The sequence below is a fragment of the Streptomyces sp. DG1A-41 genome, from assembly GCF_037055355.1.
GTDB lineage: Bacteria > Actinomycetota > Actinomycetes > Streptomycetales > Streptomycetaceae > Streptomyces.
Genome location: NZ_CP146350.1, coordinates 1,260,210 through 1,281,963 on the forward strand (window position 1 = coordinate 1,260,210; position 21,754 = coordinate 1,281,963).

25 protein-coding genes and 1 pseudogene are annotated in these 21,754 nt (G+C 72.0%); 10 read left to right on the plus strand and 16 right to left on the minus strand.

What is annotated here, in order from left to right:
- The first annotated feature begins 19 nt into the window (after positions 1-19).
- Positions 20-199: a hypothetical protein gene (locus V8690_RS05980; protein WP_338776269.1), complete on the plus strand. Its 180-nt coding sequence runs from the start codon at positions 20-22 to the stop codon at positions 197-199.
- Positions 200-220: 21 nt separating this feature from the next.
- Here the strand turns inward: V8690_RS05980 and V8690_RS05985 are convergent, their stop codons facing one another.
- Positions 221-841 carry a DUF4291 domain-containing protein gene (locus V8690_RS05985; RefSeq protein WP_338776270.1) on the minus strand — a complete coding sequence of 207 codons (621 nt, stop codon included), beginning with the start codon at positions 839-841 and terminating at the stop codon, positions 221-223.
- A gap of 92 nt (positions 842-933) precedes the next feature.
- Here V8690_RS05985 and V8690_RS05990 point away from each other — a divergent pair, with 92 nt between their 5' ends.
- Together V8690_RS05990 and lnt are read left to right on the plus strand one after the other, a co-directional pair.
- Positions 934-1,404 (plus strand): nuclear transport factor 2 family protein, encoded by a 471-nt coding sequence (locus V8690_RS05990; protein WP_338776271.1) that lies wholly within the window; start codon positions 934-936, stop codon positions 1,402-1,404.
- A 68-nt stretch (positions 1,405-1,472) separates the two neighbouring features.
- Positions 1,473-3,047, plus strand: coding sequence for an apolipoprotein N-acyltransferase (lnt, locus tag V8690_RS05995; RefSeq protein WP_338776272.1), 1,575 nt, complete (start codon positions 1,473-1,475; stop codon positions 3,045-3,047).
- Here lnt and V8690_RS06000 read toward each other — a convergent pair.
- Both V8690_RS06000 and V8690_RS06005 read right to left on the minus strand, forming a co-directional pair.
- Positions 2,971-3,876, minus strand: a complete 906-nt coding sequence (locus V8690_RS06000) for a Gfo/Idh/MocA family oxidoreductase (RefSeq protein WP_338776273.1) — start codon at positions 3,874-3,876, stop codon at positions 2,971-2,973. The two genes, lnt and V8690_RS06000, sit on opposite strands and share 77 nt — an antisense overlap.
- Positions 3,877-3,881: 5 nt before the next feature.
- Positions 3,882-4,076 (minus strand): annotated as a pseudogene (locus V8690_RS06005) (monooxygenase); the annotation flags it as partial.
- A 90-nt stretch (positions 4,077-4,166) separates the two neighbouring features.
- On the opposite strand from V8690_RS06005, the gene V8690_RS06010 reads away from it, so the two are divergent.
- Both V8690_RS06010 and V8690_RS06015 read left to right on the plus strand, forming a co-directional pair.
- The gene (locus V8690_RS06010) at positions 4,167-4,679 is read left to right on the plus strand and encodes a DinB family protein (RefSeq protein ID WP_338776274.1); all 513 of its coding nucleotides are present in this window, start codon (positions 4,167-4,169) and stop codon (positions 4,677-4,679) included.
- Between the two features lie 112 nt (positions 4,680-4,791).
- Positions 4,792-5,307, plus strand: a complete 516-nt coding sequence (locus V8690_RS06015) for a hypothetical protein (RefSeq protein ID WP_338776275.1) — start codon at positions 4,792-4,794, stop codon at positions 5,305-5,307.
- A gap of 295 nt (positions 5,308-5,602) precedes the next feature.
- Here the strand turns inward: V8690_RS06015 and V8690_RS06020 are convergent, their stop codons facing one another.
- The 7 genes from V8690_RS06020 to V8690_RS06050 all read right to left on the minus strand — a co-directional run bounded on the left by V8690_RS06020 (position 5,603) and on the right by V8690_RS06050 (position 11,718).
- On the minus strand, positions 5,603-6,118 hold the full coding sequence (locus V8690_RS06020; protein ID WP_338776276.1) for a hypothetical protein: 516 nt from the start codon (positions 6,116-6,118) through the stop codon (positions 5,603-5,605).
- A 100-nt stretch (positions 6,119-6,218) separates the two neighbouring features.
- Positions 6,219-6,902 carry a uracil-DNA glycosylase gene (locus V8690_RS06025; RefSeq protein ID WP_338776277.1) on the minus strand — a complete coding sequence of 228 codons (684 nt, stop codon included), beginning with the start codon at positions 6,900-6,902 and terminating at the stop codon, positions 6,219-6,221.
- Positions 6,903-6,993: 91 nt separating this feature from the next.
- Positions 6,994-8,580, minus strand: coding sequence for an ABC transporter substrate-binding protein (locus V8690_RS06030; protein WP_338776278.1), 1,587 nt, complete (start codon positions 8,578-8,580; stop codon positions 6,994-6,996).
- Positions 8,581-8,777: 197 nt separating this feature from the next.
- Entirely contained in the window at positions 8,778-9,536 is a 759-nt protein-coding gene (locus tag V8690_RS06035) for an SDR family oxidoreductase (RefSeq protein ID WP_338776279.1), read from the minus strand.
- A 12-nt stretch (positions 9,537-9,548) separates the two neighbouring features.
- Positions 9,549-10,310 carry a 3-oxoacyl-ACP reductase FabG gene (gene fabG / locus V8690_RS06040; protein ID WP_338776280.1) on the minus strand — a complete coding sequence of 254 codons (762 nt, stop codon included), beginning with the start codon at positions 10,308-10,310 and terminating at the stop codon, positions 9,549-9,551.
- Between the two features lie 242 nt (positions 10,311-10,552).
- The gene (locus V8690_RS06045; RefSeq protein ID WP_338776281.1) at positions 10,553-10,966 is read right to left on the minus strand and encodes a DUF3037 domain-containing protein; all 414 of its coding nucleotides are present in this window, start codon (positions 10,964-10,966) and stop codon (positions 10,553-10,555) included.
- On the minus strand, positions 10,963-11,718 hold the full coding sequence (locus V8690_RS06050) for a HipA family kinase (RefSeq protein ID WP_338776282.1): 756 nt from the start codon (positions 11,716-11,718) through the stop codon (positions 10,963-10,965). Before V8690_RS06050 ends, V8690_RS06045 begins: the two co-directional genes overlap by 4 nt.
- Before the next feature lie 196 nt (positions 11,719-11,914).
- Between V8690_RS06050 and V8690_RS06055 the strand changes: the two genes are divergently transcribed.
- Entirely contained in the window at positions 11,915-12,403 is a 489-nt protein-coding gene (locus V8690_RS06055; protein ID WP_338776283.1) for a Rieske (2Fe-2S) protein, read from the plus strand.
- Here V8690_RS06055 and V8690_RS06060 read toward each other — a convergent pair.
- Entirely contained in the window at positions 12,390-13,040 is a 651-nt protein-coding gene (locus V8690_RS06060) for a cysteine hydrolase (RefSeq protein ID WP_338776284.1), read from the minus strand. The genes V8690_RS06055 and V8690_RS06060 overlap by 14 nt on opposite strands.
- Positions 13,041-13,175: 135 nt before the next feature.
- Here V8690_RS06060 and V8690_RS06065 point away from each other — a divergent pair, with 135 nt between their 5' ends.
- Positions 13,176-13,646 (plus strand): pyridoxamine 5'-phosphate oxidase family protein, encoded by a 471-nt coding sequence (locus V8690_RS06065; protein ID WP_338776285.1) that lies wholly within the window; start codon positions 13,176-13,178, stop codon positions 13,644-13,646.
- 15 nt (positions 13,647-13,661) lie between these two features.
- On the opposite strand, the gene V8690_RS06070 is transcribed toward V8690_RS06065, so the two are convergent.
- Positions 13,662-14,564 (minus strand): LysR family transcriptional regulator, encoded by a 903-nt coding sequence (locus V8690_RS06070; protein WP_338776286.1) that lies wholly within the window; start codon positions 14,562-14,564, stop codon positions 13,662-13,664.
- Positions 14,565-14,639: 75 nt separating this feature from the next.
- Between V8690_RS06070 and V8690_RS06075 the strand changes: the two genes are divergently transcribed.
- The gene (locus tag V8690_RS06075; protein ID WP_338776287.1) at positions 14,640-15,578 is read left to right on the plus strand and encodes a DMT family transporter; all 939 of its coding nucleotides are present in this window, start codon (positions 14,640-14,642) and stop codon (positions 15,576-15,578) included.
- Between the two features lie 341 nt (positions 15,579-15,919).
- Here the strand turns inward: V8690_RS06075 and V8690_RS06080 are convergent, their stop codons facing one another.
- Complete coding sequence (locus V8690_RS06080; protein ID WP_338776288.1) at positions 15,920-17,251, minus strand: aminotransferase class I/II-fold pyridoxal phosphate-dependent enzyme; 1,332 nt, start codon at positions 17,249-17,251, stop codon at positions 15,920-15,922.
- A 35-nt stretch (positions 17,252-17,286) separates the two neighbouring features.
- Here V8690_RS06080 and V8690_RS06085 point away from each other — a divergent pair, with 35 nt between their 5' ends.
- The gene (locus V8690_RS06085; protein WP_338776289.1) at positions 17,287-17,970 is read left to right on the plus strand and encodes a pyridoxamine 5'-phosphate oxidase family protein; all 684 of its coding nucleotides are present in this window, start codon (positions 17,287-17,289) and stop codon (positions 17,968-17,970) included.
- 31 nt (positions 17,971-18,001) lie between these two features.
- Here the strand turns inward: V8690_RS06085 and V8690_RS06090 are convergent, their stop codons facing one another.
- The 3 genes from V8690_RS06090 to V8690_RS06100 all read right to left on the minus strand — a co-directional run bounded on the left by V8690_RS06090 (position 18,002) and on the right by V8690_RS06100 (position 20,933).
- Positions 18,002-18,952 carry an EamA family transporter gene (locus V8690_RS06090; RefSeq protein ID WP_338776290.1) on the minus strand — a complete coding sequence of 317 codons (951 nt, stop codon included), beginning with the start codon at positions 18,950-18,952 and terminating at the stop codon, positions 18,002-18,004.
- A gap of 227 nt (positions 18,953-19,179) precedes the next feature.
- Positions 19,180-20,184, minus strand: a complete 1,005-nt coding sequence (locus V8690_RS06095) for an EamA family transporter (protein ID WP_338785262.1) — start codon at positions 20,182-20,184, stop codon at positions 19,180-19,182.
- Positions 20,185-20,387: 203 nt separating this feature from the next.
- Positions 20,388-20,933 carry a Clp protease N-terminal domain-containing protein gene (locus V8690_RS06100; RefSeq protein WP_338776291.1) on the minus strand — a complete coding sequence of 182 codons (546 nt, stop codon included), beginning with the start codon at positions 20,931-20,933 and terminating at the stop codon, positions 20,388-20,390.
- A 224-nt stretch (positions 20,934-21,157) separates the two neighbouring features.
- On the opposite strand from V8690_RS06100, the gene V8690_RS06105 reads away from it, so the two are divergent.
- Positions 21,158-21,586 (plus strand): SRPBCC family protein, encoded by a 429-nt coding sequence (locus V8690_RS06105; protein WP_338776292.1) that lies wholly within the window; start codon positions 21,158-21,160, stop codon positions 21,584-21,586.
- The last annotated feature ends 168 nt before the right edge of the window (positions 21,587-21,754 follow it).

Consider the following 21,754-nt stretch of genomic DNA (forward strand, 5'->3'; position numbering starts at 1 on the left):
TGCCCCTAGGCTTGTCCGCATGTCCCCCGATTTCGTGACCCCTGGTTCCGTGCGGTCCGCCGCCGAGGTCAACGAGGAGATCCGTGCGCTCTGGCGGCGCACGGGCGGCACCCTGTCGGCCGAGGAGCGCGCGGAGTACGAGCTCCTGGTCGTCGAGTGGGCGGCCGCGATCCGCAGCGCCGTCGTCAAGGCAGCCTGACCCGTCCCCGCCCCACACCCCCTAGGCGCGCAGACGCGCCAGCGCCTCGTCCTCGACGGGGTACGGCCGCTCCTCGGGCAACAGCCGGGCGGCCGAATCGAGCTCACCCGCACGCACCAGCGCATGGACCTCCGTGGCGAGCGGCGTGACGTCCTCGATGTCCACGATCCACTCGTCGGCGTACCGCGCCGCCGCCTCCCCCGCGAGCCCCAGCTGGAGCGACCGGTGCGGCAGCGGGTCGAGTCGCAGGTCCCGCTCCGGATCCCACTGCACCCGCGCCGGCGCCTGCCTCAACTGCCGCTTCCAGTCGGCCCGGTCGCCGTGCAGGGCGGGGACGTGATGGGACAGGCAAGCGTTGCGCAGCGCCCAGTGGAAGCCCTCACGGCTGATCTCGATCGCCAGGACCGTCTCCTGGCCCTCCTTGGTGCCCCAGCCGCAGCGGTACATCATCCACAGGAACGACGGCTTGATCCATGTCATGCGGTCGCGCTTCCAGGACGACGGGAAGCGGCCGTGGCGGGCGGCGGGGCCGCCGATCTCCGGCCGGTAGGCCTGGTAGACGGTGATCGTGGACGCGGTGTGGCGGGCGCGTATCCGGAATCTCGGTTCGTTCGGTTGTATCGGTTCGTTCTGATCGTTCACGAAGGACAGGCTGGGCCCCGGCGGCCCTCCCCGGCCACCGAATATCGCGCACACCCCTTGGCTCCGCGCCTCCGATCACCAACACTGAGCCGATGACACAGCGTGTGGAGCTCGCCACCGTGAGGGACCGGCTGGCCGTCGACGAAGTGATCACCGACTACGCGGTGGCGGTCGACGACGGTGACTGGGAGGCCTACCGGGGACTGTTCGTCCCTCAGGGACGGGCGGACTACCGCTCGGCCGGCGGCATCGAGGGGGAGGCAGCGGCGGTCGCCGCGTGGCTCGCCGAGAGCATGCGGCTGTTCCCGATACGACAGCACCTGATCGTCAACCGGCGGGTGCGCTTCGGTGTCTGGGAACAGGACACCGGCGACACGGCGCAGGTCCAGGCCGACTACGTCAACCCCATGGCCACCGCCGGGCCCGCCCCCGACGTCGTGTGCGGCGGCCGGTACGCCTTCGCGCTGCGGCGCACGATCGACGGCTGGCGGCTGAGCGAGGTGGTCGTACGGGAGAAGTGGCGGCGCCTTCCCGAGCCGCAGGCGGCACCTGTGGTCAACTGACCCGGCGTGCTCTGTCCTAGATCGTCCGCAGGGCGCACACTGGAGGCATCGCGGGGTAGGAGGGGCCCATGAAGACGCTCGGCCACTGGCTCGCCTCTCCATGGCGGCGCTCGGCCGCCGCCGTGATCGCGGGCGCCCTTCCCGTACTCGCCTATCCCGCCCCGTCCCTGTGGTGGTGCGCCTACGTCGCCCTGGTCCCCTGGATCCTGCTGGTGCGCAGCGCGCCGACGGGGAAACGGGCGGCGTACGACGGCTGGTGCGGCGGCTTCGGCTTCATGCTGGCCATGCACCACTGGCTGCTGCCCTTCCTTCACGTGTTCACGTTCGTCCTCGCCGCGCTGCTCGGCGCCCTGTGGGCCCTGTGGGGCTGGCTCGTGCACCGGCTGTTGGCAGGCGTGCCCTCGCGGCGGCGGATCGCGGCCGCTCTCGTCGTCCTGCCGTCCGGCTGGCTGGCCGTCGAGCTGGTCCGCTCCTGGCAGGGACTCGGCGGTCCCTGGGGCATGCTCGGCTCCAGTCAGTGGCAGGTCGAGCCGGCGCTGCGGCTGGCCTCGGTCGGCGGGGTGTGGCTGCTCAGCTTCCTGGTCGTGGCCGTCAACGTCGCGATCGCCGTCCTCGTCGCGGTCCGTCAGGCCCGCGTGCCCGCCCTGGCCGGTCTCGTCGCCACGGCCGCCGCCACCTCCGCCGCCTGGCTGCTCTCGCCCCGCCCCGCCGTCGACGGCCAGGTCAGGATCGCCGTGGTCCAGCCGGGCGTCGTCGGCGGCCCGGACAGCGGGGACCGCCGGTTCGCACGCGAGGAACAGCTCACCCGCCGGCTCGCCGGACAGGACGTCGACCTGATCGTCTGGGGCGAGAGCAGCGTCGGCTTCGACCTCGGGGACCGGCCCGACTTCGCCCGGCGGCTCGCGGACCTGTCCCGCGCGACGGGCGCCGACATTTTGGTCAACGTGGACGCCCGGCGCTCGGACAAGCCCGGCATCTACAAGAGCTCCGTCCTGGTCGGGCCCGACGGCCTCACCGGCGAGCGCTACGACAAGATGCGGCTCGTCCCCTTCGGCGAGTACATCCCGGCCCGCTCCCTGCTCGGCTGGGCCACCTCCGTCGGCAAGGCCGCGGGCGAGGACCGCAGGCGCGGCTCCCAGCCGGTCGTGATGAACGTGGGGGACGACCTGCGCGTCGGCCCGATGGTGTGCTTCGAGACGGCCTTCCCCGACATGACCCGCCACCTCACCCGGGAGGGCGTCGACCTACTGATCGGCCAGTCGTCGACGTCCACGTTCCAGCAGAGCTGGGCGCCCGAGCAGCACGCCTCCCTCGCCGCACTGCGCGCCGCCGAGACCGGCCGCCCGATGGTGCACGCGACGCTGACCGGTGTCTCCGCCGTCTACGGCCCGAGCGGGCAGCGCGTCGGCTCGTGGCTCGGGACGGACGCGTCCGCCGCGCAGATCTACGAGATTCCCCTCGCCCACGGCACCACGCCGTACGTCCGCCTCGGCGACTGGACCGTGCACGCGGCCATGCTGATCCTCGCCGTCTGGGCCGCCGGCGAGGGCGCACGGGCGCTGCGGCTCAGGCGCTCCGCTCCTGAACCGCGCGTACGACCCGCTCGCACAGTTCATGGGTCTCCAGCGCGTCCCGGGCGCTGAGCACCTTGCCCGCCCGCACCGCGTCCAGGAAGGCCAGCACCGCCTGCTCGATGCCGCGCTGCCGGGCCACCGGCACCCAGTCGCCGCGCCGCCGCACGGTCGGCTGCCCCTTGTGGTCGACGACCTCGGCGAGGTTGATCACCTGCCGCTTGGTGTCCTGCCCGGACACCTCCAGGATCTCCTCGGCCGAACCGCTGAGCCGGTTCATCACGCCGAGCGCGGTGAAGCCGTCCCCGGCGAGCTGGAGCACGACGTGGTGCAGCAGGCCGTCCCGGACGCGGGCGCGCACGGTGACGTCGTCGATCTCGCCGGGCACCAGGAACCGCAGGGTGTCGACGACGTGGATGAAGTCGTCGAGGATCATCGTGCGCGGCTCCTCCGGGAGCCCGATGCGGTTCTTCTGCATCAGGATCAGCTCGCGCGGATGGTCGGCGCACTGCGTGTAGCCGGGGGCGTGACGCCGGTTGAAGCCGACGGCGAGGCTCACCTCCCGCTCCTCGGCGAGCGCCACCAGCCGCGCTGACTCGTCGAGTTCGTAGGCGAGCGGCTTGTCGACGTACGTCGGCACGCCCGCCTCCAGCAGGCGGGTCACGATCTCCGGGTGCACGATCGTGGGCGCGTGCACGAAGGCGGCGTCGAGGCCTGCCGCGAGGAGGGAGTCGAGGGAGGCGTGCCGCCGCTCCGCCGGGACGTGGAGGCCGTCAGCGACCCGGGCGAGCGTGGCGGGCGTGCGGGTCTGGAGGTGCAGCTCCACCCCGGGCTGGAAGGCGAGGACCGGAAGGTAGGCCTTCTGCGCGATGTCGCCGAGTCCGATACAGCCGACCTTCACGGGGTTTACTCCTCTAGCGGTTTCCTGCCGGGGTCTGCTCGGAGCATACGTCTTCCCCCCACTTCGGCTTCGCTCGAGCGGGCGGTGCCCCCAGGCGGCCGCCAGTCGGCGATGCCGTCGAAGCCGCGCAGGAACAGAGCGGGCCCGGCCTTCGACAGCACGGCCATGGCCGTGTCGCGTACGGCGATCCCCGTGCGGCTGGTCGGGCCGGACTGCGGGAGCTGCTGGACGGGATGCTCGGGGCCTGAAAAGCCGTGGTGCGGCAAGGGGCGTTGGGAAAGGATGAGGGCATGACGACCGAACGCCGTATGCCTGCCACGACCGCCGACGAACGCACCATGCTGGAGGGCTGGCTGGAGTTCCACCGGCAGACCCTCGCGTGGAAGTGCGAGGGCCTGAGCGACGAGCAGCTCAGGTCCTGCGCCGTGGAGCCCTCCGAGCTGTCCCTGCTGGGGCTGGTGCGGCACATGGCGGACGTGGAGCGGAGCTGGTTCCGCCGGGTGCTGGCGAACGAGGACGCGCCGCCGATCTACTTCAGCGACGAGGACCTGGACGGCGAGTTCCATCTGACCGAGGCGGACACCCACGAGGAGGCACACGCCGCCTGGCAGGCCGAGATCGAGACCGCCCGGAGCAACGCGGCCCGCTTCGGCCTGGACGACATCTCCGAGGGCAAGCACCGCCGCACCGGCGAGCGGTTCAACCTGCGGTGGATCTACACCCACATGATCGAGGAGTACGCGCGGCACAACGGCCACGCCGACCTGATCCGCGAGCGCATCGACGGGTCGACCGGCGACTGACGTCACCCCGGACAAACCGACTGCCCCCGTACGGGGCGGGAGATCACCCGTGCGGGGCATCCTCCGCCCGTCCGCTGCCCCGCCGCGGGCCGGACGCACCAGAGTGGCGCGGGTGCATCGAACGACGACCACAGCGACGCTCCTGGTGACCGTGGCTGTCTCGGCCCTCTCCGGCTGTACGACGGTCCAGCATCCGCCCGTACCAGGGCCCTCGGCGGCACCGTCCCGGCCGTCGGCACCGCAGCCGGAGGGGCAGACGGAGACGCAGATCGTGCAGGCACCGGCCCGCGAGGCCCTGCAGCTCATCGAGGAGTCCCGCCGCCCGGAGCCGGCCGCGTCCGCGTCGAGCCTGCCCACGCCCCCGGCGGCCGCGCCACAGCAGCGGCAGCGGCCGTCCGGCACCCACGACGTCCGCCGGCGCCCCGCCCGCCCGGAACCCCCCGAACCGGCCCCGCGCACCCCACGACACCCGCACACCGGCCTGCCCGACCTCTCGGAGCCGGTACGTCAGGACGTCCACGAGAACGTCCCGAACAACACGGACGTGTGCGCGCTGGGCAGGCGCTACGGGGGGTGGCGGGCGGACAGCCCGGAGGCGACCATCTGCCGGGACACCTACGGCCGTTGAACCACGTCCGGGCGGGCGCAGCCTGGGCGCACGCCCGGACACGACCTGCCCGTACGGCGGTCCTCCCACCAGTCCCTGCCCCGGCTCCGCCGCTACGGCCGTGGCCCGGAGGAACCTGCCCCGCTGCCGGCGCTACGGCGGGCATGGCGGACCTGGCGATGAACGCGCTGGGCGTCGAGGCCAGGGGCAGCGTGGCGGGCGGTTGGCCGGGGTCGTCGGCGGTGTTCCCGGCAGCGCCACCCGCTCTCCCGCCTCGCCCGGTCGATCATGTCCGGAGAGATCCCCGCCCCGGACACTACGGCCGCTGCCTCGGCGGTGACCACATCCCCCCGCCGTCCCCGCCCAGCCGGGACTCCAGCCGTCTGATGGCCGCCCGGACGCCCCGGCCGTAGGGGTCGTCGGTGAGGGCGGTGGCCGCTCCCCGGGCCCGTCGCAGATGTGCGCGGGCGGCGTCGCGGTGGCCGAGTCTGTCGTAGTCGGCGGCCAGGTTCAGATGCAGGGAGGGGTAGAACGCGCGTACCGCGAGGGCCCCCTCCCCCGCCGTGGTCCCGGCGTCGGTGATCTCCTGCGCCGCCGTCAACGCGCGCAGGTCCCAGGCCAGTTCGTCGGCGGGATCGTCCTGCGTGTCGGCCAGGTAGTGGGCGAGGGTGCAGCGGTGCAGCGGGTCGCCGTGCTCCCCGATCTCCGTCCACAGGTCCAGGAACCGCTGCCGGGCCTCCTCCCGGTCCCCGGCGTGATGCAGCATGACGACCTGCCCGATCCGCGTCGGCACGGCATCCGGCGCCGCCTGTCCCTGTCGCTCCACGACCACGCCCTCCGCACCGCTGGCCCGATGTTCCTCCCGACGCTAACCGCAGGCCGGGAGGATCCAGCTCAGGGCGCACCGTACGTCGCCGGAGCGTCGGCTGCCGTCAGCCCAGGTTCGGAATCGTCCAGTCGATCGGCTCGTGTCCCTGCGCCGCCACCGCCGCGTTGATCTGCGTGAACGGACGCGAGCCGAAGAACTTCTTCGCCGACAGCGGCGAGGGATGCGCGCCCTTGACCACCACGTGCCGCGACTCGTCGATCAGCGGGAGCTTCTTCTGCGCGTAGTTCCCCCACAGCACGAACACCGCCGGGTCGGGCAGGCCGGCCACCGCGCGGATCACCGCGTCGGTGAACCTTTCCCAGCCCCGGCCCTTGTGCGAGTTGGCCTCGCCGCCGCGGACCGTGAGCACCGCGTTGAGCAGCAGGACACCCTGCTCGGCCCACGGCATCAGATAGCCGTTGTCCGGGATCGGGGTGCCCAGCTCCTCGTGCATCTCCTTGTAGATGTTCCGCAGGGACGGCGGGATCCGCACACCGGGCCGGACCGAGAAGCACAGCCCGTGCCCCTGCCCCTCGCCGTGGTACGGGTCCTGCCCGAGGATGAGGACCTTCACATCCTCGTACGGCGTGGCGTCCAGCGCGGCGAAGACCTCCTCGCGCGGCGGATGGACGGGACCTTTCGCCCGCTCCTCCTCGACGAACTCCGTCAGCTCCTTGAAGTAGGGCTGCTGAAGCTCGTCACCCAGAACCCCGCGCCAGGACTCGGGCAGCATGGCGATGTCGGTCACGTCAACGTCCTCACGATGTGCGGTCACTTCCAGGCCACAGAACCTACCGGTGACCACTGACAACACGCCGAAAGCCCGGTGCCCGCCCCGCCTACCAGGCGGTCTTGCGGTGCAGCTCCCACATCATCATGATCGTGGACGGGTCCATGGCCCGCTCCGCGCCCGAGACGTCCCGGCTCGCCGCCACGTACTGCCTGCCCTGCCACAACGGCAGCAGCCGCGCGTCGTCCACCAGGATCCGCTGGGCCTCCTCGAACTCCTTCTCCACGTTCGCGCGGTCGCTCTCGCGGCGCGACCGGGGCAGCAGATCGCCGGTGATCTCGGGCGCCGGGTAGGGCGTACCGAGCGCGTTCTGCTCGCCGACGAACGGCGCGATGAAGTTCTCGGCGTCCGGGAAGTCGGGGAACCAGCCACGGCCGAACACCGGGTACTCGCCCTTCTGGTAGCCATCGACGTACGTCTTCCAGGGGCGGCTCTTGAGGGTGATCGCGAACAGGCCGGAATCCTCGAGCTGGCGCTCCAGCTCCTTGAACTCCGCGGCGGTCTCGGAGCCGTAGCGGTCGCTCGTGTACCAGAAGGTGAGCGGGACCCGCTGGGTGATGCCCGCGTCGGTGAGGATCTTGCGGGCCTTGCCGACGTCCGGGTCGCCGTAGTCGTCGAAGAAGCCCGTCGTGTGTCCGGTGAGGCCCTTGGGGACCATGGAGTACAGCGGGTCCACGGTGTCCTTGTAGACCTTGTGGGCGATCGCGGCCCGGTCGACGACCTGTGCGATGGCCTGGCGCACGGCCTTCTTCCTCGCCCAGGAGTCCTTCGGGTTGAACACCAGGTAGTTGATGTCGGTGCCGGTTCCCTCGACGAGCTGGATCTCCTCCTCATTGGAGGTCTTGCTCTGGAGGTCGACGACGTCGCCGGCGGCCAGACCGCGGTAGGTCACGTCGATCTGCTCGTCCCGCAGGGCCTTGACCATGGCCCCGGAGTCCTGGAAGTAGCGGATGGTCACCGCGTCGTTCCGGCGCTCCGCGTAGCCCTTGTAGCCGCCGTTGCGGACGAGGACGGCTTCCTTGCCGTCCTCGTACGAGTCGAGGGTGTACGGCCCGGAGCCGACGACGTCGCTGCCCTCGCGCAGGGAGTTCTCCGGGTAGGCGTCCGGGGAGACGATCGACATGGCGGGAGTGGCGAGCACGAACGGGAAGGTCGCGTCCGGCTTGTTGAGGTGGAAGATCACCTCGCGGTCGTTCGGCGCCTGGACCCGTTCGAGGCTGCCGAGCAGACCGGCGGGGCCGCCATTGACATTGATCTTGCGGATCCGGTCGAACGAGTACTTCACGGCCTGGGCGTCGAGCGCGTCGCCGTTGGAGAACTTCAGGCCCTCGCGCAGCTCGCAGCGGTACACCTGGTTCGAGGAGTCGCTGAAGCCGCACTGCTCGGCGGCGTCCGGCTGGGGCTCGCTCGAGCCGGTCGGATAGCTCAGGAGCGTCTGGTAGATGTTGCGGAACAGCTCCCAGGAGCTGTCCCAGGAGGCGGCAGGGTCGAGCGTGCTGGGGGCACTGGTGGTGCCCACGACGATCGGCCCTTCGTCCTCCGGAGTGTCGGACGACAGGACGCCGCACCCGGCGACCAGGGACGATATGGACGCGATGGCCGCCACCCGCCGCAGGCATCGGTTCCGGTTGAACACGCGCACGCTCCTCGATCTGCCATACCAAGGGTCGGCAGACCATACCGCAGTGCCGTGCCCGCTGACCCGCCCCGGGACATGACTCCTTGATCGATAAACCTTTGACGACGTTGTCATCGCCCTTTGTGACGCCTTTACCCGGCATGGGCGCCCCCTGCGCGAAGGCGCGCCCGTGCCGAGCCGCGTACGCGTCGAGGTCAGCCCGTGCCGGCGTTGAGGAAGATGCCGCCGTCCACGACGAGCGTCTGGCCGGTGACCCAGTCGGACTGCCCGGAGGTGAGGAACGCGGCCGCGCCGCCGATGTCAGAGGGCACGCCGAGCCGGCCGAGCGGGTAGGCCGCGGCGGCCTCCTCCTCCCGGCCCTCGTACAGGGCCTGGGCGAACTTGGTCTTGACGACGGCCGGGGCGATCGCGTTGACCCGCACCTTGGGCGCGAACTCGTGCGCGAGCTGCACGGTCAGGTTGATCATCGCCGCCTTGCTGACGCCGTACGCCCCGATGAACGGCGAGGGCGAGAGGCCGGCGACGGAGGCGATGTTGACGATCGCGCCGCCGTTGTCCTTCTGCCAGGCGTGCCAGGTCTTCTGGGCGAAGCCGAGCGCCGAGATCACGTTGGTCTCGAAGACCTTGCGTGCGACGTTCAGGTCGAGGTCGGCGATCGGCCCGAACACCGGGTTCGTACCGGCGTTGTTGACCAGGAAGTCGACACGGCCGAAGGCCTCCATCGTGCGCTCGACGGCGACGGCCTGGTGGGCCTCGTCGTGCGCCTTGCCCACCACGTAGATCACACGGTCGGAGCCGAGCTGCTCGACGGCCTCCTTGAGGGCGTCCTCGTTGCGGCCGGTGATGCACACGCGGTCACCGCGCGCGACGAGTGCCTCGGCGACGCCGTAGCCGATGCCGCGGCTGGCGCCCGTGATCAGGGCGACCTTGCCGGAGAGTTCCGCGGAAGTCATTACTGCCGTCCCTTAGTCGAGCGGTCCGCCGGCCACGTACAACACCTGGCCGGAGACAAACCCGGCCGCCTCGCCCGTGAAGAAGGCGATGGCGTTGGCGATGTCCTCCGGCTCACCGACGCGCGCCACCGGGATCTGGGTGGCGGCTGCGGCCTTGAAGTCCTCGAAGCCCATGCCGACGCGCTCGGCGGTGGCCTTGGTCATCTCCGTGGCGATGAAGCCGGGGGCGACGGCGTTGGCGGTCACGCCGAACTTGCCGAGCTCCTTGGCGAGGGTCTTGGTGAAGCCCTGGAGGCCCGCCTTGGCCGCCGAGTAGTTGACCTGACCGCGGTTGCCCAGCGCCGAGGACGACGACAGGTTGACGATCCGGCCGAATCCCGCGTCCACCATGTGCTTCTGGCAGGCCTTGGACATCAGGAAGGCGCCGCGCAGGTGCACGTTCATGACGGTGTCCCAGTCGGAGACGCTCATCTTGAACAGCAGGTTGTCGCGCAGCACGCCGGCGTTGTTGACCAGGATCGTCGGCGCGCCGAGCTCCTCGACGATCCGCGCGACGGCCGCCTCGACCTGCGCCTCGTCCGAGACGTCACACCCGACCGCGATGGCCTTGCCCCCGGCGGCGGTGATCTTCTCGACGGTGTCCTTGCAGGCCGCCTCGTCGAGGTCGAGCACGGCGACCGCGCGGCCCTCGGCGGCCAGTCGTACGGCGGTGGCGGCGCCGATCCCGCGCGCGGCACCGGTGACGACGGCGACCCGCTGCTCAGTGGTGGACATGGCTGCTTCTCCTCAGGTGAGCGACCGCTTAGTACCTTCAGTGGATGTGACGCTAGAAGCCCTGGCACGCGGTGTCAACGGCCGGGCTCGGCATGTGATCCATTACCCGCGGCCCACGATGCGCGGCGGGACACGCTCGCCCCTCATCCCGGCCCGACGGGCCCTGTCCGGCCACTCGATCGGTCTACGGCCGTGCGCTGCGATGCCGTCGTCCGGGCACTGAAGCCGGCGCGGGCGGTCGGTCATCGGACCAGCAGGTCCAGCAGCCGTTCCGCCTCCGCGGCCGGGTCCGTGGTCAGGCCGGTGTGGACGGGGCCGGGCTGGACGATCGTCGAGCGTGGGGCGACCAGCCAGCGGAAGCGGCGGCCGGGGGTGTCGTCCGCCGCCTGGCCGGCCGCGGGGCCGCCCGCGCACATGCCCTCGACGGCCCGGAGCGCGGCGCGGACGCCGGTCACGTCGGCCCGGGGGTCGAGGGCCAGCAGGCGGGCCTCGTCGAGGTGGGTGCGGGCGCCGACGTAGGACTCGGCGCGGCAGTAGACGAGCACCCCGGCGTTGATGCACTCGCCGCGCTCGACGCGCGGGACGACGCGCAGGACGGCGTACTCGTAGATCTGGCGGTCGCGCGTCCCGCCCCTGATGATGTGCCGGTCGCTCACTTGATCCCCTGGATGCGGTCGTGGATGACGGCGGCCCGTGCGAGCAGCGCTCGCGCGTAGGCCCGCCTCAGGTCGTCCGGCGTGTCGAAGCCGGGCTCGCCCGTGAGCCAGGCGTCGGGGATCTGCGCGGTGACGTCGGCGAGCAGTTCCTCGGTGACCTGGGGCGCCAACTCGGCAGCGGCGGTGGCGACATCGGGCCTGAAGTGCGCGAGGGCGTGGTCGGAGGCTTCGTACGGGCGGGCAGCGGAGGCCTCCGCGCCGGGCCAGTTGTGGTGCCAGATCATGGCCGCCCCGTGGTCGACGAGCCACAGCTCGCCCCGCCACATCAGCAGGTTGGGGTTGCGCCAGGACCGGTCGACGTTGTTGACCAGCGCGTCGAACCAGACGATCCGCCCGGCCTCCTCGGGACCCACCGGGAAGGCGAGCGGGTCGAAGCCGAGCGCGCCGGAGAGGAAGTCCATGCCGAGGTTGGTGCCGCCGCTGGACCTGAGCAGGCTCTGCACCTCCTGGTCGGGTTCGCCGAGGCCCAGCTCCGCGTCGAGCTCGACCGTGACCAGGCGTGGCACCCGCAGCCCCAGCCGGCGGGCGAGTTCCCCGCAGACCACCTCGGCGACGAGCGTCTTGCGCCCCTGTCCGGCGCCGGTGAACTTCAGGACGTACGTCCCGGAGTCGTCGGCCTCGACGAGTCCCGGCAGCGAACCGCCCTCGCGCAGGGGCGCGATGAAACGGGTCGCGATCACTTCCTTGAGCATCGCCCCAGGTTACTGACGCACACGGGAACACCGGCGACGGCCTCGCGGCGGCGGCCCGGAACCCGACAGCGAACCGACAGCTCCGCTTTACCCCTGTCCTTCCGCGCACCAGTCAGGATTTCGACATTGCCTGAACAGCCGGTCCCCAGGGGCCGTACCTCTCGGCAGATCACGAATCCCCGGAAGGAACGTCAGCATGACCAGCGAATCAGTTCAGCCGATGTCGGGACCGAGCCGCCGTGCCGTCGTGTCGGCGGTGGGCGCGGCAGGGCTCACCGTGGCGCTGACGGCGTGCGGATCGCAGGACGAGGCGTCCGATCAGTCCACCGAACAGGGCGCCGCCGGCGGCGGCGCGACGAACGAGGAAGGCGGCTCGTCCGCCGGAGCGGGAGCCGGTGGTGCGGCGCTGGCCAAGACCGCCGACATCCCCGAGGGCAGCGGCAAGATCTTCAAGGACGAGAAGGTCGTGGTCTCCCAGCCGACCGCGGGCGACTTCAAGGCCTTCTCGACGATCTGCACCCACCAGAACTGTCCGATGGTGGACCTCAAGGACGACATCATCTCCTGCACCTGCCACGGCAGTCAGTTCTCCGTCCTCGACGGCAGTGTGAAGAAGGGGCCCGCGGTCAAGCCGCTGGAGGCGAAGCAGGTGACCGTGAAAGGCGACTCCATCACGCTCGCCTGATCCCGTGCGGGCGCTCCAGACACGCCAGCACCTCGTCCGTGGTCGCGACCGTGGCGACCAACGCGAGGGTGTGGCGGATCATCGCGGGGGTGTAGTCCGAGGGCACTCCCGCGATGGCGTCCGCCGGGACCACGGCGGTGTAACCGCGGTTGACGGCGTCGAACACGGCGTTGGGAACGGCCACGTTGGCCGAGACCCCGGTGACGATCAGCGTGCGGCAGCCGAGGTTGCGCAGCAGCGGGTCGACATCGGTGCCGTGGAGGGGCGACAACCCGTGCAGGCGCCGTACGACGAGGTCCTCCTCGGCGACCTCGATCGGGGCCGCGACCCGCACCGCCGGCGTGCCGGACACCTGCTGGACGGGCAGGCGTTCGGCGGCCCGGAACAGGCGGGCGTTACGGCTGGCCCCACGGCCGTCGGGACGGCGCTCGGCGACGGCGTGGACGACCTGGACGCCGCCTTCGTGGGCGGCGGCCACCAGTCGGGCTACGTTGGCGAGCACCCCGCCGGCGCGTGCCTCCGCGGCGAGTTCGGGCAGCGCGCTGTCCGCTCCGACGACGCCCTCCTGGCACTCGACGGTGAGCAGCACGGTGGTCCGCGGATCGAGGAGTTCGCTGAGGTCTGCGTACGCGGGCACGGTTCCCCCCGGGGCCGGCGGCTGGGCGCGCGAGCGTAGCCACCATTGCGCACGGACGGAAGAGCGCTCATCCTTTTCTGACGTGATGTCAGAAAATCTCCTCTGACACGACGTGAGAGAAGAAAGAGGGGGAGCATGACCGCCACTCAGCAGCGCCGGGGCCGGAAGATCATGATGACGCCTGGCGAGCTGGACGACTTCCTCGCCACACAGCGCACCTGCCGGGTCGCCACGGTGTCGGCCGACGGCACGCCGCATGTGAGCACGCTGTGGTTCGCCTGGGACGGCACCTCGATGTGGTTGTACTCGGTCGTGCGCAGCAAACGGTGGGCCGACCTGCGGCGCGACCCGAGGGTGGCGATCGTGGTCGACACCGGCGAGGAGTACGACGAGCTGCGCGGCGTCGAGCTGTCGGGCACCGTCGAGTTCGTGGGCGAGATCCCCCGCACCGGCGAGCTGCACGCCGAACTCGACGTCCCTGAGACGCTGTTCGCCCGGAAGAACTTCGGCCTGGAGGAGATGCCGCACGACGGCCGGCACGCCTGGCTGCGCCTGACGCCGCAGAAGATCGTCTCCTGGGACTTCCGCAAGCTGGCGGCGCAGTAGAGCGGCGACCAGGGCTCAGCCGAGGCTCTCCCCCGCCGCCCGAAGGGCCTTCACCGCGGCCCGGATCGACGGGCGGCGGTCGGCGTCCGCCCGCCAGACCACGTACACGTGCCGCCTGACCCGTTGCCTGACGGGGACGGTGACGACCCCGGCGGGCACGGGACGGCGGCCGAGCAGCGGGGCGACGCACACGCCGAGGCCCGCGGCGACCAGCGCGAGCTGGGTGTGGGTCTCGGCGGCGCGGTGGCCGACGAGCGGCTCGATGCCCTGCGAGCGGAGCGTGAACATCAGCCACTCGTGACAGAACTCGCCCTCGCCCCAGGTGATCCACTCGTCGTCGGCGAACTCGGCGAGGTCCACCTCGTCACGCCCGGCGAGCCGGTGGTCCGCGGGCATGGCCACATCGGCGGGGTCGTCCAGGATCGGCGCCTTGACCAGGCCGTCGGGCAGCGCCATCGGCTTATTGTACCAGTCGAGCACCACGGCGAGGTCGACGTCGCCGCGCACCACCCCGGCGATGCCCGCCTCCGGTTCCAGCTCGCAGGAGCGCAGCCGGAGCGCGGGATGCCGCTCGCGCAGCGCGGACAGCGCGAGCGGGAACAGACCGCGGGCAGCCGTCGGGAACGCCGACAGTCTCAGCTCGCCGACGACCTGTCCACGCTGCGCCTCCAGGTCGGACTGGGCGAGTTCGACCTGGGACAGGATGCGCGCGGCGTGCTCGGCGAGCAGCCGGCCGGCGTCGGTGAGCCGCACGCCCCGGCCGTTCTTGGCGAGGAGCTGCTGGCCGACCTCCCGCTCCAGCTTGGACATCTGCTGGGAGACGGCGGACGTCGTGATGTGCAGTCCCTCGGCGGCGCCGCTGACCGAGCCGTGCCGGGCGAGGGCGTCGAGGGTGCGCAGGCGCTCCAGGTTCAACATGTAAGCAATACTACGCAATACGTCGTGCAAGAACTCGCTTGTGCTACGAGGTTCTTGCCCGGCATCGTGGCGTCCATGACCACCGTCACCACCCTCAGCCGGGTCACCACCCCCTCGGGGGGCCGCCCCCGTCGCCGCCTCGACTGGCGTCTCCGCTTCGTCGCCCTGTCCCTGATCTGGGGCTTCAGCTTCCTCCTCATCAAGGTGGGCACCGGGGGGTACGCGCCGTTCCAGGTCACACTCGGACGGCTGGTGTTCGGTACGGCGGTGCTGGCCGCCGCGATGGCGGTGCGCCGCGAGCGGCTGCCGCGCGGGGCGGGTACCTGGGGGCATCTGACGGTCGCCGCGTTCCTGCTCAACGCCCTGCCGTTCTCGCTGTTCGCGTACGCCGAGCTGACCATCCCGTCCACGCTGGCGGGCATCTGCAACGCGACCTCGCCGCTGTGGGGCATGGCGCTGTCCCTGGTCGCCCTGTCGGAGGACCGCCCGACCCGGGTGCGCGTCGCCGGGCTCGGCCTCGGCTTCCTCGGAGTCCTCACGGTGCTGGGTGCCTGGCAGGGCTTCCACGGCCTGGACGCCACCGGCACGGCGCTGGCCCTGCTGGCCTCCCTCAGCTACCCGATCGGCTGGATCTACGTCCGCCGCACCCTGGCCGGCACCAGCCACTCACACCTTGCGATGACGGGCGCGCAGTTGCTGCTCGCGACGGTCCAACTGGCTGTCGTGACCCCGCTGTTCACGACCCTGCCCACCAGTCTGTCCGTCGGGCCGCTGCTGGCGATCGCCGCCCTGGGCGCACTGGGCACGGGCCTGGCGGTCCTCCTCCAGTACGGCCTGGTCGCCGAAGTCGGGCCGACGACGGCCCAGATGGTCACGTACTTCATCCCGGTCATCGCCACGGCCGCGGGCGTCACCCTCCTCGGCGAGTCGCTCACGTGGTCGACACCGGTCGGGGCGGTCATCGTCCTGATCGGCGCGGCACTTACGCAGGTCCGGCCGAAGGCTGGGACGTAGTCCGGCCGGGGAGTCCGGCGTCGAGGTCCGCCAGTGGTCGGCCGAAGAGGCCCGGCCAGGGCCTCGGACCTGGGACCGTCGAGGCCCGCCAGGGCACGGCCGTAGGGGCCTGGCCGGGGCCTCGGACCTGGTACCTGGTAACCGGGGTTCTGGGACCCGGCGGATTCGGCGGTCGCCGCGGACGCAGCGGCCGACACCTCGGAAGCAGCGGGCTGCGGACGACGCCCAACCAGCCGGTTCGCGGACGCGGCCGACGCAGCGGCTTCGCCGACACCGCGGCCCCGGCCCGGCAGTCTCAGCGGCCCCAACTCGGAAGCATCAGCGGCCCCGGCCCGGCATTCTCAGACGTAACTCCGCGCCGGAGCCGGCCCCAGGGCGGAGGCGATCGCGTCGGCCAGCGCCTCGGTCTCGTCCTCGGTGAGCGTCGAGACGGTGACCCGGATGCCGGGCGGTGCGCTCAGCCGGAAGCGGGCGCCGGGGGCGACGGCCCAGCCGGCGTGCAGCAGCCGGGCGACGGCGCCGGTCTCGTCCGGCACGGGCACCCACACGTTCATGCCGCTGCGCCCGTGCGCCACGACACCGCGCCGGTCGAGCGCACCGATCAGCACGTCCCGGCGCCTCCCGTACGCCGCCGCCACCGCGCGCGTGTCCACCGCCCCGTCGACCCACAGCCGCACCAATGCCCGCTGCATCAGCCGGCTCACCCAGCCGGGCCCGAGCCGCTGCCGGCCGTGGACCCGGTCGAGGGTGACGGCGTCCCCGGTGAGGAGGGCGAGGCGCAGATCGGGTCCGTAGGCCTTGGCGGCCGAGCGCACGAACGCCCAGTGCCGGGTGGCTCCGGCCAGGGGATGGAGGGGCACGTCGACGATGCCGTGCCCGTGGTCGTCCTCGATGAGGAGGGTCTCCGGGTGCTCCTGGAGCACGGACCGCAGGGCACGCGCGCGCGTGGCGCTCACCGCGGCGCCGGTCGGGTTCTGCGCCCGGTCCGTGACGATCAGGGCACGCGCCCCGGCCGCCAGCGCCCGCCGTACGTCGTCGGCGCACGGCCCCTCGTCGTCGAGGCCGACGGGGACGGTCCGCAGCCCGAGCGCCGGGACGAGGTCCAGTGTCCTGCTCCAGCCGGGGTCCTCGACGGCGACGGTGTCGCCGGGCTTGAGGTGGGCCGCCAGAACCCGCTCCACGGCGTCGAGCGCTCCGGAGACCACGGCGAGCGGTCCTTCCGGCACCCCGTCGGCGTCGAACCCGCCCCGGGTGATCCGGGCCAGCTCGGGATCCACGGGTGCCTCGCCGTACAGCACCGGAGCACGGTCGCCCTCGGCGGCCGCCGCCGCGAACGCCTCCGCGAGGGCCGGCAGCAGAGCCGGATCCGGGTTGCCGCTGGACACGTCGCGCACGCCTTCGGGGACGTCGACCCTGATGTGGTCCCGCCCGGTCGTGGCCGGCGCGGGCCGCACCCGGCTGCCGCGCCGGCCCGCGGTCTCGATGACCCCGCGCTCGCGCAGGGTCCGGTACGCGGCCGCGACCGTGTTGGGATTCACTCCCAGCTGCTCGGCCAACTCCCGCATCGGCGGCAGCAGTTGACCCGGCCGCAGCTCACCGCTCCCCACCGCCCGCTCGACGCTCGCGGAAATGTCCGCTGCGCGACGTCCGCTGATCCGATACTCTCCTAGCACAAAGCTGATTATGCACTAGTGCAATGGAGATCGCCATGCCGGGGACCCCGCAGACGCCGTCGCAACCCGCCGCCTACGCCCCCACCGACCGCACCGTCCCCACCCGCGCGCCGGACCGGGCCTCGTACGACAGGGAACTGGTGCACTCGATACTCGACGAGGCCTACGTCTGTCATCTGGGCTTCGTCCGCGACGGCGCGCCGGTCGTGCTGCCCACGCTGTACGCCCGGGTCGGCGAGCGGCTCTATGTGCACGGCTCGACGGGCTCGCGCCCGCTGCGGGCGGCCGGCCAGGCCGACCCGGGACTCCCGGTCTGCCTGACCGTCACGCACGTCGACGGACTGGTCCTGGCCCGCTCGGCCTTCCACCACTCGATCAACTACCGCTCCGTGGTGGTGCACGGCGTCGCCCACGACGTGACGGATCCCGAGGAGAAGCGGCAGGCCCTGGACGCCCTGGTCGACCACGTCGTCACGGGCCGTTCCGCCGACTCGCGGCCGGCCAACAAGAAGGAACTGGCCGCCACCGCGGTGCTCCGCCTCGACCTGGACGAGGTCTCCGCCAAGCTCCGCACCGGCGGCGTGAACGACGAACCGGAGGACCTCGGCCTGCCGCACTGGGCGGGTGTGGTCCCGGTGCGTAAGACCTACGGCACTCCGATCGCCGACCCGGACCTGGGCCCCGGCACCGAGCTGCCCGACTACTTGAGGGCGCTGTAAGAGGCGCGGGGCTGTGCTGCCCGTCCAGTAGTCACACGAGCATCACCGGCTCCTTGGACACCCTCGCACCCCGCGCCTCCCCCACCGCGAGCCCCACGACCGAGCCCAGCATCAGCACGGTGCCGGCCAGCGTCGCCGCCGTGAGGTGCTCACCGAGCAGGACGACGGCGAGCACCGCCGCACTCACCGGCTCCAGCAGCATGATCACCGAGACGGTGGCCGACCGTACGACGGCCGCGCCGGCGAAGTAGAGGCCGTAGGCGAGGGCCGTGGGGACGGCGGCGACGTACGCCAGCAGGACCAGGACCCGGCCGGGTTCCTCGGTGTGCGGCAGCAGCCCCTCGGCCACGGCGAACGGCAACAGGCACAGGCTCGTGACGGCGAAGGCCCCGACGGTCGTCCGGGAGGCGTCGGCCCCGCCGTCGCGGCCCCACCGGCGGGTGAGCAGCGTCATCGCGCTGTACCCGGCCGCGGACAGCAGCGCGAGCAGCACACCCCACGGGCGCACGGTCGTGCCCCCGCCCCCGAGGACGAGGACCGCGAGCCCGGCGAGAGCACCCGCGACGGCGGCGGTTCCGCCCCGGCCGAGGCGCTCGGCGAGCGTCAGCCGGGCACCGAGCGCGATGAGCACGGGCCCGGCGCCCAGGGTGACGGCCGTGGCGACGGCGAGGCCGGTGGCGGAGACGGCCGCGAAGTAGGCCGTCTGGAACACCGCGAGCCCGAGTCCGGTGATCCCGGCCCGCAGCGCCCGGCGCCCCAGCGGCTCCCGTACGGCGGTCCCGGCCCGTGGCCGGACGAGGCGGACGGCGAGCAGCAGCACGAGTCCGGCGGCGCAGCGCCAGAAGGAGAGGGCGACGGGCCCCATGTCACTGGTCCGGTAGACCAGTGAGGCGGCCGCGCCCGCGGTGCCCCAGGCGACACCGGCGACGATCAGGTAGAGGAGGCCTCGCCCTACGGGCAGGCCGGAGGCAGTCTTCGACACGTGTTCTCTCCGCAGACGCGCACCACGCGCCGCGCGGGACGGCGGCGGCTGGTACGCGGAAGTTCGGGAAGGGCCCCGGATCACGTCGGATCAGCGGGGTCCGCGGACTTCGTCTGCGGGCAGCACCGTTCGGCCCGGCGGTGACATGCCGGGCGCGGTTTCCGGAGGGCCCGCCTCAGGCGGCGGGAGGCGGAAGAACGAGTGCGTTCGAAGGCATGATCGGCAGCCTATGCGGCCTTTCCGGGCCGGGACAACTTCCTTTCCGGACCGCCGCTCGCCACCGGCCGTTCGGAGCCCTTCGCGGGCGTCGAGGACTGTGCGATGAACGCGCCCACCAGCACGATCACGCCACCGGCGAGCTGCGGCGCCGACAGGTGCTCGCCCAGCAGGATCCAGGCCAGGACGGTGGCGATGACCGCTTCGAGACAGGCCACGACACCGGCGACCTGCGGGGAGAGCCGGCGCACGGCGAGCACGCCGGTGACGTACGCGACGACCGTGGCGACGAGGACGATCCAGGCCAGCAGGGCGACCGCGGCGACGGGCGTGCCGTCCATGCGCGCGGTGCCCTGGAGCACGGACCAGTCCATGCTCCAGGGCCGGGCGACGACGGTCAGCACGGCCGCGCCGACGAGCAGGCCGTAGGCGATGACGCCGAGCGGGTCGGGCGCCTCGTCCCCGGCGTCGCTGCCCTGGTCGGAGAGGACGAAGTAGCCGACCTGGCAGCAGGCCGCGCCGAGGGCGAGCAGCAACCCCAGGGCGTCGAACCCCAGCCCCGACCACACCTCGACCACGCACGCGAGCCCGCCGACGGCGAGGACGACACCGACCGCCGCGGCACGCGTCACGGGCCGCCGCTGTACGAACCGCACCCAGCCGAGCACGAGGGCGGGCGCCAGGTACTCGATGAGCAGTGCCACCCCGACGGGGATACGGGAGAGCGCGGCGAAGTAGCAGGCCTGGACACCGGCGACGGCCAGCAGCCCGAACCCGGCGAGCAGTCCGGGGCGGCGGCGCAGCAGCGCGCGGTGGCGCACGGCGAGCGGCAGCATCACCAGGGCCGCCCCGGCGACGCGCAGCCACACCACGTGCAGCGGGTCCAGACCCGCCTCGATCAGCGGCTTGGCCGCGACACCGGATCCGCCGAAGGCGACCGCGGACAGGAGCGCGAGGCCGAGGCCGACGCCCTTTCCGTGCCTGCTGGGGCTGCTGTCAGACGTACGCACCGGCACATGATGACAGGCCATGACAGGAGCGTCACCCCCTATGACACCTGTCTCACTGCCTGGACGCGACGAGCTGCTCGGTAAAGGCCCGGTCAGTAAGCGCCTTCGCCGCCTCTGACGCACTCCTGAGGCGGGTCGACGTCTCCGTGAGGCCGATTGGCGTGTCCCCGGGGCCGGTCGACGTGACCCTGGAACCGGTCGACGTATCCCTAAGGCCGGTCGACGTGTTCCTGAGGCCGGTCGATCCAGCCGTCGATCCGGGCGAGCACCGCGTGCGGGTCGATCCCGGCACGTTGGAGCACCTCGACCGCGCGCGCCTGCGAGTCGACGACGATCGCCGCGAGCAGGTCGATCCCGCGGGCCGGCCCACCGTGCCGCACGGCGCGTTCGCAGGCGTACTCCATCGAGGCCGCGGCCAGCGGCGAGAAGCCCGCGGTCTCCGTCACGACGGGGACGGCGCCGGAGTCCTCGACGCCGCTCTGCCAGCGCAGGCCGTAGCCGATGCTGCGCTGGACGAGGTAGCCGAGCAGTCGCGCGATGTGCGGCCCGTCGCCGAAGACGACACGCACCTCGGGGTCGGACTCCAGCAGCGAGTGGAGCAAGTGGGCCGTGTCGATCTGCCGGTCCGCGTCCCTGACCGCTCTCCGGCGGGCACCGGTGACCACCGATGCCAGCTCCGCACTGAGCCTGGCATCGTTCTCCGCGCGGTGGATGCCGTGCTCATGGGCCGACTGGCGGGGGATACGGGGTTGCACATCCCCTACCCCATCAGTTCCGAAGGCCCGGGTCATCCTCGGAACGGAGCATTTTCGCGTCCCACAGAAAGTGGACATCGCGGGCCGGGATCTCCTCCTTACGGAGGACATCAGGCTGCTTCATCCGGCGACTCCGAAACGGCTGACAGATCGTCAGTATTGAACATTGCAGCCATCACGGCTACGTTCCGCGACATCCAGCCCGACGTGAAGAGGTGGTACGCATGGCCGAGGTCAGCGCGGAGGCACACATCGGGGCGCCGGCCGAGAAGGTGTGGGCCAAGCTCACGGACTGGTCGGCGTACGGTGAGTGGAACGCGACCCACACGAGCTTCCCGGCGGGCGGACCCGAACCCCTCGAAGTGGGCGCGACGTTCCAGGAGAACCTGCGGCTCATGAACTTCCCGGCCGAGGTGGAGTGGACCGTCGAGGCACTGGAACCGGCCCAGGCGCTCGCCATCCGCGGCAAGGGCCCGATGGGCGTGACCGTCGCGACGCGCTACACCCTCACGCCCGTCGGTGACGCGACGACGGTCCGCATCGACGGCGAGTTCACGGGCGCGACGGTGTCGCTGATGGCGGGCAAACTCAAGGACTCGGCCACGGCCGCCCTGAACGAGTCGCTGCGCAGGCTGGACGGCATGGTGACCTGACACCTCGGGCACGGGCGCCGGCACATTCCCGGCACAAGCCGAGGCGCCCCGTGGACCACTCCACGGGGCGCCTGCTCAGCGCCACACTCAGCGACGACGCTCGCCCCTCACCCCTCGTCGGCCACCGTCGCCCTCGTCGACCCTCGTGAGTTCTCGGTCCTCGTCAGT